Source organism: Bdellovibrio sp. HM001 (assembly GCF_055397275.1).
Genome location: NZ_AP029174.1, coordinates 1,534,494 through 1,548,198, shown reverse-complemented (window position 1 = coordinate 1,548,198; position 13,705 = coordinate 1,534,494). Strand labels below are relative to the sequence as shown.

Here is a 13,705-nt window from a genome sequence, read left to right as displayed (position 1 = left end):
AGATAGCAATCAATTATGAACCACTTCGAGAAGTATGAATCCTATATTCCCTTCGACCTTTTGGAGCCACGAAACTTTGTTGTGGCAACGATCATCCTGACTCTGGTGGTTCTGGTTCGTTACTTGGCCTTGACCACCTGCTTCTATATCGCATTTTACAAGAAGAACTGGCCTTGGGCACAAAACCGCCAAATCTATCCCACTTTGCCTGATAAGAAAATTCAGCTGTACGAAATCAAATGGTCGGCCATCAGTTCTGTCATCTTCGGTCTGAGTGGCGTGCTGCTGGGGATCTTATGGCAAACCGGCTGGGCACGCTTTTATCTGCCGATGGATCAATATGGGTGGCCTTATTTCATTGTCAGCGGCTTTTTACTGTCCCTGCTTCATGATTTTTACTTCTATGTGACTCACCGATTGCTGCACATCCCTTGGCTTTATCGTCGGTTTCATGCTGTTCATCATGCTTCTTTACAGCCGTCGCCTTGGGCTTCATTTTCCTTTCATCCGGTCGAGTCCCTGATCGAGGCGCTGCCGTTGCCTTTGATTTTACTGTTCCTTCCATTGCATCCTTTGGTTTTGCTGGTTTATCTGACCGTGATGACCTTGTCGGCGATTGTGAATCACCTGGGCTTTGAAGTTTTGCCACGAGGAACCGCAACCCACCCTGTGGGAAAGTGGCTGATTTCAGGAACGCATCATTCCGCCCATCATCGCTATTATAAATACAACTTCGGGCTGTTTTACACTTTCTGGGATCATTTGCTTAAGACACAACACCCGGCTTATGAAGCCCAGTTTATAAAAAACACTGGCGAACGGAATCAGAACACGTGACACGGCCGCTATTGTCCATTTCAAACTTAAAAAAGAACTATGGCACCAAGGTCGCTCTGCACGATGTAAGCTTTTCCGTAGAGCCTTCGCAGATTGTGGCCCTTTTAGGGCCCAATGGTGCGGGAAAAAGCACGACACTTAAGATCCTGCTGGGACTGCGAAGCGCCGATCACGGGAGCATCCAAAAGCCTGACAAATCCCTGATTGGTTATGCCGGGCAGGAGATCTCCTTCCCCACTCATCTAAAAACCATTGAGGTTCTTCGTCTGGTGAAGGCCCACTATGAGCGTGGCCCTTCGATCGAGGAATTGACCAATCACTTCCATCTTCAGGCCTTCTTGCATCGCCAGATGGGTGGACTTAGCGGTGGTGAAAAGCGACGAGTCGCCCTGGCCTGTGCCTTACTTGGAGATCCCGAGTTGCTGGTTCTGGACGAACCCACCACAGGTCTTGACGTGGAGTCACGCATTCATCTGTGGCAGGAAATTCGCGATTTTGCACAAAAAGGTGGAGCTGTTCTTCTTTCCACACACGATCTTAATGAGGTGGCTCAGGTGGCGCACCGGGTGGTGATCATTGATCATGGCACTGTCTTGTACGATGGTCCGACATCTGAAATCACCCGCAGTCTGAAATTTAAAACGATGAAAATCCGAAGCCCCAAAGCACCTGTTTCACAACTCATCGAAGACTCCACCAGCGAAGGACAAAATCATCAGGTTCTGACCCAGCAGCCCGTTGCATTGCTAAAAGAGCTCTTTGCCGGAAACTTCCCAGTGGAGGATCTAGAAGTTTCTTCTGCCACGCTGGAAGAGGCTTTTATTCATCTAAGAAAGAAGCATCATGAAAAGAAATCTTAAGCTGACGCTGCTTCATACCTATTATCAGTTCAAAGAGCTGACCCGCCAGCCGATGTACCTTATTTCAACTTTGGTTTTTCCGGCGATGTTCTTTTGGTTCTTTGGCGTTCCGAATGCACAAAATGAGTCCGCCGCTGCGATGCTGACGGGATCGTTTGCCTGTTTTGGTGTTTTGGGGGTTGTACTGTTTCAGCTTGCTATCGGTATCGCGCAGGAAAAAGGAACGCCCTGGTCCCACTATCTGCACATTCTGCCTTTACCGAAAATCTTTACGTTTTTGCCGAAGGTCTTAAATGCCCTTGTGGTTTCTTTGTTGTCGATTGCAGCTGTCGTTGCTGTGGCGATCCTGACAACACCACTAAACTGGCAAGAACTTCCCTGGGCCAATTTTCTGGCAAGTCTTCTGTTGGGGTCTATTCCCTTTGGTCTGCTCGGAGCCTGCCTGGGATATGCCGCCAGTGCCAAATCTGTCGTGCCACTGGCGAATCTTGTGTATCTGCCACTCTCGTTTGCCGGGGGACTGTGGATGCCCCCTCAAGCCCTGCCCGATGTTGTTCAGAAAATATCGGCTTACTTGCCGACCCGCTTGCTGGGCGAGGTCGTCTGGGCTTCTTTGCTGAAACAGGACGTGCAATCCAAGCACACTTGGGGATTGATGATTTACAGCGTCCTGTTTTTAGCGGCGTCTTTGTATGTTTTTAGAAAAGCCCAAGAGCAAGAGTTTCATTAACTCCCTGGTAGCCCTCGCTGTACCACTGCCACCAAGCCAGGATCATAATCAGGTGACCCACGAAGATGAAGAAATGACTCCACATCTCGACCCGGTCGGAATGCTGAGCCAGATAGCGATACCAGTGCAGACCTTCATCAATCAAAGAATACACAATACTGAGTGCCACCAAGACCAGTGCTGGAATTCTTAAGAACACCGGGAAGTGATAGGCCATACACAACACCAATACACTGGTGATACCTGCAAAAATGGTGATGTGATGAACCAGAGCCTCCGCTTTCTGCAAAAACTCTTTATAGATCGTGCGATGTCCAATGGTATCAAAGGCAATGGCTGTTGAGAAAATAAAGATCCCCAGTGGGATGTTATAAACATAGGCCGGGAAATTCACTCCATTGAAATGCCCCACTCCGATAAACAGAGTCACCACGGCAAACAGACCGTACATCATTCCAACCCATAGAATGTACACAATCCAGTCTTTCAGACTGAACTCGCGAACTCGGCTGGCATAAATCCATGTCTCTTTCACAAAACTGGTACTCACTTATAACTCCAAACTCTTAGGGGCGGTCGCACAGACTCTGTCGCTTTCACAGCAAACCATACCTGCGGCACAAAATACTTTGCCGTCGCCCCTATCAAAAACAATTTCTTCCAAATACTGACATAAATACGCTGGTTCAACCCTCGATCCGGATCCCGACGTATCAGTTCGCCAATGTGTGAATATACTTTAGCCGCAATCAAAACCGCCCAGCAAGAGCGGAGTGATAAATAACGAAGACCTGAATAGCCGTCCCGATAAAGTTCATCTGCCCGCTGAAGCAAGCGTTCCTGAATCTGCACCAGGGCCTTCCTGTGTTCGGCCTGGAACATCGTCGACTCTGTCATGCCGGCCTGAGCCAGCCAGTCCTGCGGCAGATAACACCGCCCCAACTTCGCATCATCGCGAATGTCACGGCAGATGTTCGTCAGCTGCATGGCATTTCCCATCGCGATGGCATGTTTGAGTGCCTGATCCGAGCGCACACCCATAATATGGCACATCATCAGTCCAACAACCCCGGCCACGCAGTAACAGTACTCTTCCAGTTCCGCCAAGGTCTGATAGCGACGATTCTGAACGTCCATCTGCATCCCACGAAGCAAATCCATCGGATATTGAACAGGAATCTTTTGACTGACAAGGATCTCACTCAAACCCCGAAACTGAAACGGCATCGGCCCCGCAGTAGGCAACGATTCCGTTAGACGCACAAGTTCCTGAAGCCTTTCGGGGGCCTCTTGCGCTGAGGCCTCGTCGATCTGATCATCACAATAACGACACCAGGAATAAAGCTTCCAAGCCGCCTGTTTTTGCTGCTGGGAAAAGAACAAAGACGCCACCGCAAAGCTTTTGGAGCCTTTTTGAATGGTTCTCTTATGAAGTTCCAGTTCCTGGCCTTGAGTCATCAGATCAGGTCCTCAACAACCAGGCCCGCAGTGGCTTTACCAGAATTCACAACCCCAGGGACGCCTGCGCCCGGATGAGTCCCGGCACCAACAAAGTACAAACCTTGAATTTGAGAGTCCTTATTATGCTGACGGAAGTAAGCACTTTGGGTCAGCTTCGGCTCTAACGAGAACGCGGAACCATGGTAAGAATTCAACTCGGTTGAGAAATCTTCCGGAGTGAAAATTCTTTGGGTCACGATATTTTCGCACAAGCCCGGCATGTACTTTTCCTCCATGTATTTCAGGATCTTCTCGGCGTAAACCGGACCTTCTTTTTTCCAGTCGATGTTCATTTTGCCCAAGTGTGCAACTGGAGCCAAAACATAGAAGCACTCATGCCCTTCTGGAGCCAGATTAGGATCCGTCAAGCTTGGCACATGCAGGTACAACGAGAAGTCATCCGGAAGAGTGCCATTGCTGAAGATATCCTCCAGCAAGCCTTTATAGCGCGGACCGAACAACACGTTGTGATGGGCCAGATTCGGATATTTTTTCTTTGTCCCAAAGTAGATCAAGAACAGACTCATGCTGAAATCTTTGTTCTGAAGCTCTTTGGACTTTTTTGCAGCCATGGGTTCTTTCCCCAGCAGATCACGATAGGTGTGCACGACGTCGCCATTGCTGACCACCGCATCACAATCCCACACATCCCCTTGCACCGTTCGAACACCGGTGACTTTGCCTTTGGCGGTCAGGATCTGAGAGATCTCACTTTGACAGCGGATCTCGCCCCCCATCTCGGTGAAATATCTGACCAGGGCCTGTACCAAGGCCCCTGTTCCCCCGCGAGGGAAGAACACACCCCAGTTTCTTTCCAGGAAGTGAATCAGCGTGTAGATGGAAGACGTGCTGTAAGGATTCCCCCCAACCAACAAGGAATGGAAAGAGAACGCCTGGCGCAAGTGATCGTCTTTGACGTATTTAGACACCACGGAATAAACACTACGGTATGCCCCCAGACGAAGAAGCTGCGGGGACACCTTCACCATGCTCCACAGGTGCAAAAACGGTGTGGCCACAAGTTTGGTGTAACCCTCGTTAAAGACCTCTTCGGAATACTTCAGAAACTTTTCATACCCCTTGGCATCTGCAGGGGATTTTTTGCGAATCTGTGCATAGAGTTCTTCCGTGTTATTGCTATAATCGAATTTATAGCCATCATCCCACAGCAGACGATAAAACGGAGACACCGGAATCATTTCGACATAGTCGGACATTTTTTTGTTCTTCAACGCAAACAGTTCCTCAAGACATTCCGGCGCCGTGATCACCGTCGGGCCTGCATCGAAGGTAAACCCCTTATCGCGGTACACATAGGCACGGCCACCAGGCATATCCCGCTTTTCAAAAATACGAACTTCAAAGCCTGCGGCTTGAAGACGAATGGCTGCGCTCAATCCACCGAATCCACTTCCAATCACTGCAACTTTTTTATTCATAGGCATGGACAATTCTCTCTGTCAGTTTATTTAATAGGTTTAGAGTCTGGATATTTTCTAGATCGCCAAAAGACTTTTTAATTTTTTCTTCAAGATCGCGATGCCTTCTTAGCGCCTCGGAATACGCGCGCTGTCTTAAATCTGTGCTTTGCACGAAACTTTCCAGCAAGTCCGTCGCGGGCAGACTTTCCAGTGATTTTTTGAAGGCTTGCATTTCTTCCTTTGTGCCGTGCGAGGCTAAATACAGCCAGATCCACGAAGGACGCCCCAACGTCAGATCTTCCAGGGACTTAAGATCCGTCGAGCCAAACTTTAGATTTCCCACATCGTCAAAGCGCTGCAACGAAGAACCCAACTGCGTCCCCAGTTCCAGCAACAGCTGCAGGTCTGCTTCTTTATCACCGATTAAGGCACCCACCTGCAAAGCCAAGGCAACCAAGGCGCCACTTTTCAATGAATGGCTTTTGCACACCACTTCCTGAATCTGTTCAACAGAAAGATCCATCATGTTGGCACCCAGATCCAGCGCCTGCCCCAGATGGGCCTGGTGCATAGCCTCGTGCGCACAGCCGATGATCTTAAGCTTTACACAGTCCTCGACATCCAGAGCATGCAAGGCCTTCAAAGCCTCAAAGTACATCCAATTTCCCAGGTTCAAGGCCGGACCAACCCCGTACAGGCGATGCGCGGTGGGTCCGCCCCGGCGCTCTTTGCTGTCATCCTGGATATCATCAACAATCAACGAGCCCGCATGAATCCACTCTAGAACCCGTGACAACTCGGTCAAAGCTATTTTCTGTTTTGAAGTGGGAGGAGCACCTTTAGAATAAAGAGCACAGCCAATTGAAACCAGTTCGGCCCGGAACTCTTTTTTGGGCCGAGACATAAATTCCCGGGCAGGATCGTGCAAGAAAGTGCTCCAAAAAAACTCAACACTCGATGATGCCGAGCTCAATGGAAGACCTGGAGAGAGAATCAGATTCACTAGAACAACTCCTCAATTAGTTACCCGGGGCCAAACAAATTAACTAAACTAACTCCACTGTGCTGTCATTGAAATATGAATAAATAAGTTTATGTCAAACGACACAATAAACCCTACACCTTTAAAAGAGACTTCAATCGGGCCTGCCAAAGCTTAAACAGGCGCTGGCTGATCTTCTCCGAGCGGACGGAAAGATATATTTTGGCCTCAGCCAAGTCCACTCCTCGAACTTTCAAACTGCGGATCAAACCTGCCTCTTCATACTTTCGGGCGATGATATTGGGAATCAAGGCTACGTTGTTAGAATGCTGGATGATCTCAATGGCCGTCAGAGCCGTCTGCATCTCATGCCCCTGGATGCGTTCGCTGCGTGGGATGGGGAAGTTGTCTGCCGCCTGCGCAATCGCCCGACCGTTCCAGTAGGCTGAGCGCGTAAATGGATATTTTAGAAGCTCGTCCCGCCCCACGGTCCCTTTCAGAGCGTGATTTTTCCCGACATACAGATCCCAGCTCATCGAACCCACTTCCGCCGCACTCCAGGTCTGAGGCCACTTGATTTCTTCCAAGTGAAGGGCCACATCCAACACCCCTTCAGAAGCGGTTTGTCGCAGTTCCTCCGGAGAAAGATCCATAAATCGCAACAGGGCTTTTGAACCGGCTTCGTCTAAACTTTGGATCATGGCTCCAGAGAAAAAAACGTTCATAAAACCGCGGCTGCCCACCGTATAAGTTTCCGATGGCGCCAGAAACTGAGATTTTCGGGGAATAAGGTCCTCAGACTTTTTCAGAAGTTCCCTGGCCTGAAGGCTCACGTACGAGCCCTCCGGAGTCATGACATAGCCATGGGAAGACGTCTTGATAATTTCAAACTGCAACTGATGCCGGACCGATTGCAAAACCTTGGTCAATCGCGGTGGTTCAACTCCCAACGATCGGGACAGGGACCTTAACGACTTATGATCCGGAAGTTCCGCAAGCAGCAACAAATCGAAGAAAGAAATTTTCGCAAGACGCTTATCCATCATATTTTTATTTTACCAACTCACACAGCGGCTGGCGCTGGCTGATTCCGCCGCTTTGAATCGAGGTTTTAATCAAACAAGTGTCGTAGCCCAGCATTTTTAACTTCTGTTCCAATGCCACATAGACTTCTGCGCCCAACGAAGGCTGACGGGACAGAATCCACGCATACTGTCGCGTTGGATCTCCGACAAGTGCATAAGAGTAATCCGGTGCCAGATCCAGGATCCAGTAATCCCCACCAAAGCCAAAGACCCAGCCAATGATCTTCACAAACGTCACTTTGAGCTTGGCGTTGCTTTCGGTATCGACAACTTTTGCACGCCCCTCTGCCATCGAGCGCCCACCCGATTCAGTGTCACAGGAATTCAAAACCTGAATCATCCCGTCTTCTGCCGCAGAGTATTCTGCCGTGGTATTACCGATACATTGTTTTTGGAAAAACATGGGAATACTTGCAACTTCGTACCATTTCCCTAGGTACTTATTCAGATCTACATAAGGAACCGTCGTCGGTTCCGCCCAGCCCGTCGAAACAAAACCCAGAACAAGAACAGAAAGAATCAGCTTTTTCATAGGAGCTCCTTTATTTCTGAACCTGTTATAGACAGAATTTTACAGTCCGCCCATTATAAATAGAAATACGCCTATTTCCAGAAAGGAAACACTCTTGGATGAGCATGGCAAGATAAAAAATGGCAATGGGGATTTAAGACGCTTTATCGCGGGACAGGCTTCCATCAAGGGGTTCAGCCGCCCCCAAATGACTTCGCACATAGCGGTAAAGTGGATAGAACCCTGCGCCACGAGCAAGGGTTCCCAAGATAAACACGGCGTAATAGCTGGTGACTTTCTCTCCGAAAACCCACAGCACTTTGCCGCCAATATAGGTCCCCAGAATGATCGCCAGAGAATTTAAAAGATTGTAAACCGTCAACATCGGAACTTTTTCTTCCTGCTGAAGGTCTTTAAAGAAAATCAAAGACAGCCCCACTTCCACAAATGCCCAGGCCATTCCACTGATCAATTGCAGAAAGAAGATAAAATAGGGATCGGCACTGATGGCCCACATCGCTGGCAACGGCACGATGGCACCAGCCCCAAAGATCAATAGATTAAACCCCGAAGCATTGTGACGAAGGCGATCAATCAAAGTCAGCGTCAGAATCTTTCCGACAAACAGAACCCCGATCGCGGTCATGTAGGATCCATAGTCCATCTTGACCTGAGCCAGCATATAAGGAGTCACAAAGGGCGACGACACAAATACGGCCGCCTGAAATGGCGCCAGATAAAAGAAGAACCGTCTTTTACTGGAGTTTGCCCAGAACACTTTCCACGAAGCACGAAAACCAATCTTAGGTTCTTTGTTCCAATTCGGATCGAAGTACTGTGATGAAAGAATAAATGACGACAAAAGACGACAACCGAAAGCAAACACAAAGAGCATCGTAAACACGGACGAGAACGGACCGATCTCCACTTTATTGTGCAGGGCGACTCCCCCGCCGATAAGTCCCAACAGAATACCGATCTGAGAAACGCGGGCCCTTTTAGCAAAATAGCGACTGCCCTCTTCCACTTGCACCAAGCGGCCCATCCAGTAATTCCAGGCCGGTCCGGCGGCAAACCCAGAGCCCCAATACAAAGAGAGAATCAAAAACAGCATCCAGAAATTCGGAGCTTTGGTCGCAGAGAAGTAAATCAACGGCAGGAAGGTCAAAGCCTGCAACGTCGCCGAAGCCACCACCCAGTTTTTATGTGAACGCATGCGCTGCAGTCCGCGCGGAGTGATCAACTGCAAGAAGGCACCACTGACGATGGGTAAGGTCGACAGAATCCCGGCAAAGATTTCACCCATGCCGATAGATAAAGAATAAGCTGGCAAGTACGTCTCGCCAGCTCCAATCATCAGTGAACATAAGAAGGCATCAAAAAGACTGAGCCTTAAACTTTTCTCGCGCATGAGTGACTTTAATGGCCCCTTCTCATTTTTTTGCCTGTTTCCATCTCGGCTTTGCAGGCTTCAGAGAGTTTGTCTTTATTTTCGTGCATGCACTTCACAATACGCCCCTTGCCCGCTTTCACATCACCACAGAACCTTTCAACATCATCATGACAGGCTTCTTTGACACCTTTCATGTGTGTTTTCATTTTTTCGTGCTGTGCTTTGCACTCGGCAGAAAGTTTGTCTTTATTCTCGCGCATGCACTTCATCACGCGCCCCTGGCCAGGTTCGACATTTCCGCACAGAGTTTCACGATCTTTCGCGCAGGCATTGGAAGTGGCTTCTTCTGCGTGTGACATCCATCCAAAACAAAGCATCACTGTAACAACAATCCATTTTCCCATTAAGGACCCCCATTTTCTAAATGGTACCAGCACCGGGAAATCAGAGACAAAGAGCTTGAGGTCCTATGGCCCTTTCTACGAGGTCTGGACCTAAGTGGGATCAGACGAAATGAATCGCCCCCATGGCCAGGGTCGCAAAGAAGCTCGCAACAATTAGACACCACAGGTAGCTAAAAAGGATAAAAACACCGTCTTTTTCCATGTGCCCGATTGCGCACAGGATGATACCAACAGCAGGCACGGTGTTAGAAAAAGGAATTGGCAGGGGTAAAGACAGCAAAACGGCGTTACCGATAAATACGATCAGATTCCCTAGGCGAAACACCCAGAAATCATGCAGCACCGTCAGGCGCTCTTTCACTATGCGAGAAACATAGGTCCATATTTTTTCCGCCACCTCAGAAACCCGGATCACCACATCTGCAGAGATCTTCAGATGCTCAAACCTTCTGGGCAGCCACGGGGCCTTCCGGCGAAACAGAAAAATCGCCACTAAAGAAATTAGAATCCCCAAAGGAGTCGAAAGTCCAGGAATGGGAATCGGCTGCATAAACGGCAGACACAGGAAAAGAACCAGCACCGCGTGCCCCTCTTCGCCCAGCAAATCGAAAACTCTTCGCAAAGTGAGGTCGCCTTTAGAGGCTTCTTCCTGCAAAAGATCCATGGCGGAAATAAATCGACTTTTCAAACTTGCCATCCCTCACCTAAGCTCTTATCACTAGGTTTTCATTATTACTTAAAAGGACCCACATGGACTGGAAGATTTTTGCGAGCACCTTTATCACGATATTCTTGGCTGAAATGGGAGACAAGACCCAATTTGCGGCTCTTGCCGCGTCTTCACAAACCAAGTCCACCATGACCGTTATGGTCGCCGTGGTCTTGGCCTTGGGTCTTGCCGGGGCTTTAGGTGTGATTTTTGGGAAGTTCTTGGGAACTATGTTAAGTCCCCAAATTATGAAATATGTTTCTGGAAGTTTGTTTATTCTAGTCGGGATCTGGGTTTTGGCAGCAAAAGCCTAGTATCCACAGTATTGGACTCGATCCGTATCGAGTCCAACATCTGATTTTGAAATTCTAAATCGCACCGTCTTACCAATCAGCTCTGGCGAGTTCACACTTTGTTTGAAGTTCACTTCCAGATATTTGCGACCATTTTCCTCAATAACTTTCCCATCTCCCAAGCCCGGCAAACTGACAGCCCCGGTCGTAGGCTCCAGAGTCACTTTAGAGTGAATTCTTTTATCAAATGTCACACCCGACCAATCAAACTCCCTGTAGCGGATATCAAAACTTAGATCCTGATGCAGATAGAGCTCCTGCTGTCCTATCAAAACCGCTGAAGGATCTGTCCAAAGCTTAATGCCCGCTGATTGCAGACGAATAAACTCCAGATCCCCTTGAGAACAGTCACCCGTGGTTTGATAAAACATGTCGTGTGGGATGGTTTTAAGTTCCTGTGCGGGGCCAATGTAACTGCCAATGCCACCGCAGGATGAAAGTGCAAAAACAAATAAACTTCCGGAAAGTACAGGGATGAGTTTGTGCATATAAACACGTTATAAAACTCATCTGAGTCTCTGTCACATTAATGAGGCAAGAATAGCCCCAAGTCCTGTTAGGCAAAAGAAAACCCCACAGTTTTTGGCTGTGGGGTTTTAATATTATTCAGAGGTAAGTCCAGCTACAGCGCCTGAGGGCGCTTGCGCCTCCTCGGCAGAGCCGGAGTCCAGCTACAGCGCCCAGAGGGCGCCTGCGCTTCCTGCGCTGGAGCGCGCGATTAACCGCCGATTGTAGCGATCAATTGAGCGATCAACAAAGATACGACGGACATAACTTTGATAAGGATCGCAACGCCAGGACCGGAAGTGTCTTTGAACGGGTCACCGACAGTGTCACCAACAACCGCTGCTTTGTGAGCATCGGAACCTTTTGGATGACCTGGAAGGCCGCCTTTTTCGATGTATTTCTTAGCGTTATCCCATGCACCGCCCGCGTTCGCCATGAACAAGGACATAGTTGCACCGACAGCCAAGCCACCGGCAAGAAGACCTGCCAAAGCTTGAGGGCCCAAGATGAAGCCGACTGCCACAGGAGCAAGGATCGCGATCATACCTGGCAAGATCATTTCGAACAATGCAGCTTGAGTTGCAATGTCCACGATCTTAGCTGGTTGTGGTTCCGCTTTACCTTCACGAAGACCTGGGATTTCTTTGAATTGACGAGCGATCTCTTGAACGATCTTCTGAGCCGCTTTACCAACCGCTGTCATTGTCGTTGCACCCACCAGGAATGGAAGGATCGCACCCAACAAGATACCGATCAGAACGCCGGAAGAAGTCAGATCCAAGGACATTTTAGCAAGACCTGCGTTCTCACGAACGTGGTTTACTTCCATGTTGAACGCAGAGAATAGCGCCACAACTGTCAGGATCGCAGAACCGATCGCGAAACCTTTACCGATAGCTGCAGTTGTATTACCAACGGCATCCAATTCGTCAGTGATCGCACGAACGTCTTTGCCCAAACCGGACATTTCAGAGATACCACCCGCGTTGTCTGCGATAGGACCGTAAGCATCCACAGTCATAACAACTGCAGTACCTGCCAACATACCCACTGCTGCCATTGCAATACCGTACAGACCCAAAGCCTGGTCAGCAACGTAAGCCGCAACAACAACGATCAACATTGGGATCGCTGTGGATTCCATACCCACTGCCAAACCACGGATCACACCAGTACCCGCACCAGTCAAAGCTGCTTCAGCAACCAAACGGATTGGACGAGCCGCTGTGTAGTACTCAGTGATCAAACCGATCAAAGCACCACCGAACGCACCCGCAGCCAAAGCCACAGTCACACCCTGATTGATGCCGAACATCGGAAGGATGATGTAAGAAGCAATCGTCAAAAGAATTGGCGGGAAGATCAAAGCATTACGCAATACAGTTGCAGGCTTGCCGTTTTTGAACGCGCGAGCTGCGAAGATCACGATGATAGAGATCAAAAGACCCAAAGTGGACAACAAGATCGGCAATGCAACACCGGCAATACGCACAGTCTCAGCATCCGCACCTGTCATCAAAGCAGACAGACCTTCTGCAGGGATTGTCAATGCAATCGCCATAGCAGATACGATCGCAGCAACCATGGACTCATAGATGTCTGCGCCCATACCAGCCACGTCACCGACGTTGTCACCAACGTTGTCGGCAATTACACCAGGATTACGAGGGTCGTCTTCAGGAATGTTTTCTACAACTTTACCAGCGATGTCAGCACCCACGTCCGCCGCCTTAGTGTAGATACCACCACCGATACGCGCAAATAGAGCGATAGAGGAAGCACCCACCGCGAAGGAGTGAAGGATTGTGCCCAGGTCTTTAGAACCCTGGAAACCAACATACAAACCACCAAGACCGATCAAACCAAGACCTGCAACGGAAAGACCCATTACAGCGCCACCGTCCAAAGCAACCAGCAAAGCCGCCGCTTTAGAACCGCCAGCTGCGGCTTGAGAAGTACGAACGTTGGCATAAGTTGCCGCCTTCATACCGAAGAAGCCCGCAAGCAAAGACAAGAACGCACCCAGGATGAAAGATCCCGCTGCGATTCCGCCCAAGGCGAACCAAAGAGCCAAGCCTACGACGATTGCGTAGACGAAAAGGACCTTGTACTCACGCACAAGGAACGCCATAGAACCTTCGCGCACGTAGGACGCGATACGATTCATTGTCTCATTGCCCGCTGGTTGTGCCTTCACGCGAAGGTACAGAGCCAAAGCAACGATCAAACCAACGACCCCTGCAATCGCAGGAGAGATCAGTAAAGATTCACTAAACATGTTGCACTCCGTTTATGATTTCTCGTTTTAATTACGAAGGCTTAGAGTTACCTGATCTCATTACACCGAGTCAATCTAGGAGGGGCCCGTACTAAAATGAATTCGCGCCGCATTAGGAACATTTATGCCCATTGT

Annotated in this window: 15 protein-coding genes; 4 read left to right on the top strand and 11 right to left on the bottom strand. The window is 49.2% G+C overall.

The window, feature by feature from the left end; all coding sequences use genetic code 11:
* Positions 1-15: 15 nt before the first annotated feature.
* Genes ACZ5ZZ_RS07420 through ACZ5ZZ_RS07410 form a run of 3 tightly spaced genes read left to right on the top strand, consistent with a single transcriptional unit; the run spans position 16 to position 2,427 of the window.
* Complete coding sequence (locus ACZ5ZZ_RS07420) at positions 16-837, top strand: sterol desaturase family protein (protein WP_464142063.1); 822 nt, start codon at positions 16-18, stop codon at positions 835-837.
* Positions 834-1,697, top strand: coding sequence for an ABC transporter ATP-binding protein (locus tag ACZ5ZZ_RS07415; RefSeq protein WP_464142060.1), 864 nt, complete (start codon positions 834-836; stop codon positions 1,695-1,697). The genes ACZ5ZZ_RS07420 and ACZ5ZZ_RS07415 overlap by 4 nt, the downstream gene beginning before the upstream one ends.
* On the top strand, positions 1,681-2,427 hold the full coding sequence (locus ACZ5ZZ_RS07410; RefSeq protein ID WP_464142058.1) for an ABC transporter permease: 747 nt from the start codon (positions 1,681-1,683) through the stop codon (positions 2,425-2,427). The genes ACZ5ZZ_RS07415 and ACZ5ZZ_RS07410 overlap by 17 nt, the downstream gene beginning before the upstream one ends.
* Here the strand turns inward: ACZ5ZZ_RS07410 and ACZ5ZZ_RS07405 are convergent.
* The 9 genes from ACZ5ZZ_RS07405 to ACZ5ZZ_RS07365 form a co-directional block, all read right to left on the bottom strand.
* Positions 2,396-2,977 carry a hypothetical protein gene (locus tag ACZ5ZZ_RS07405; RefSeq protein WP_464134798.1) on the bottom strand — a complete coding sequence of 194 codons (582 nt, stop codon included), beginning with the start codon at positions 2,975-2,977 and terminating at the stop codon, positions 2,396-2,398. The two genes, ACZ5ZZ_RS07410 and ACZ5ZZ_RS07405, sit on opposite strands and share 32 nt — an antisense overlap.
* A complete protein-coding gene (locus ACZ5ZZ_RS07400; protein ID WP_464142057.1) occupies positions 2,974-3,885 on the bottom strand; it encodes a phytoene/squalene synthase family protein in 912 nt (303 codons plus the stop codon). The genes ACZ5ZZ_RS07405 and ACZ5ZZ_RS07400 overlap by 4 nt, the downstream gene beginning before the upstream one ends.
* Entirely contained in the window at positions 3,885-5,372 is a 1,488-nt protein-coding gene (locus ACZ5ZZ_RS07395) for a phytoene desaturase (RefSeq protein WP_464142054.1), read from the bottom strand. The genes ACZ5ZZ_RS07400 and ACZ5ZZ_RS07395 overlap by 1 nt, the downstream gene beginning before the upstream one ends.
* Positions 5,359-6,351, bottom strand: coding sequence for a polyprenyl synthetase family protein (locus ACZ5ZZ_RS07390; RefSeq protein ID WP_464142052.1), 993 nt, complete (start codon positions 6,349-6,351; stop codon positions 5,359-5,361). Before ACZ5ZZ_RS07390 ends, ACZ5ZZ_RS07395 begins: the two co-directional genes overlap by 14 nt.
* 113 nt (positions 6,352-6,464) lie before the next feature.
* The gene (locus ACZ5ZZ_RS07385) at positions 6,465-7,376 is read right to left on the bottom strand and encodes a LysR substrate-binding domain-containing protein (protein ID WP_464142050.1); all 912 of its coding nucleotides are present in this window, start codon (positions 7,374-7,376) and stop codon (positions 6,465-6,467) included.
* 4 nt (positions 7,377-7,380) lie between these two features.
* Positions 7,381-7,947: a lipocalin family protein gene (locus ACZ5ZZ_RS07380; RefSeq protein ID WP_464142047.1), complete on the bottom strand. Its 567-nt coding sequence runs from the start codon at positions 7,945-7,947 to the stop codon at positions 7,381-7,383.
* A gap of 133 nt (positions 7,948-8,080) precedes the next feature.
* Positions 8,081-9,337, bottom strand: coding sequence for an MFS transporter (locus tag ACZ5ZZ_RS07375; RefSeq protein ID WP_464134785.1), 1,257 nt, complete (start codon positions 9,335-9,337; stop codon positions 8,081-8,083).
* 8 nt (positions 9,338-9,345) lie between these two features.
* A complete protein-coding gene (locus ACZ5ZZ_RS07370) occupies positions 9,346-9,723 on the bottom strand; it encodes a cysteine rich repeat-containing protein (protein ID WP_464142045.1) in 378 nt (125 codons plus the stop codon).
* Between the two features lie 100 nt (positions 9,724-9,823).
* Entirely contained in the window at positions 9,824-10,420 is a 597-nt protein-coding gene (locus ACZ5ZZ_RS07365; RefSeq protein ID WP_464120858.1) for an exopolysaccharide biosynthesis protein, read from the bottom strand.
* Between the two features lie 53 nt (positions 10,421-10,473).
* Here ACZ5ZZ_RS07365 and ACZ5ZZ_RS07360 point away from each other — a divergent pair, with 53 nt between their 5' ends.
* Positions 10,474-10,746: a TMEM165/GDT1 family protein gene (locus tag ACZ5ZZ_RS07360; protein ID WP_262552360.1), complete on the top strand. Its 273-nt coding sequence runs from the start codon at positions 10,474-10,476 to the stop codon at positions 10,744-10,746.
* Here the strand turns inward: ACZ5ZZ_RS07360 and ACZ5ZZ_RS07355 are convergent.
* Both ACZ5ZZ_RS07355 and ACZ5ZZ_RS07350 read right to left on the bottom strand, forming a co-directional pair.
* Positions 10,743-11,273, bottom strand: a complete 531-nt coding sequence (locus ACZ5ZZ_RS07355; protein ID WP_464142044.1) for a hypothetical protein — start codon at positions 11,271-11,273, stop codon at positions 10,743-10,745. The two genes, ACZ5ZZ_RS07360 and ACZ5ZZ_RS07355, sit on opposite strands and share 4 nt — an antisense overlap.
* Positions 11,274-11,503: 230 nt before the next feature.
* Positions 11,504-13,570 carry a sodium-translocating pyrophosphatase gene (locus ACZ5ZZ_RS07350; RefSeq protein ID WP_464120856.1) on the bottom strand — a complete coding sequence of 689 codons (2,067 nt, stop codon included), beginning with the start codon at positions 13,568-13,570 and terminating at the stop codon, positions 11,504-11,506.
* Positions 13,571-13,705 lie beyond the last annotated feature (135 nt).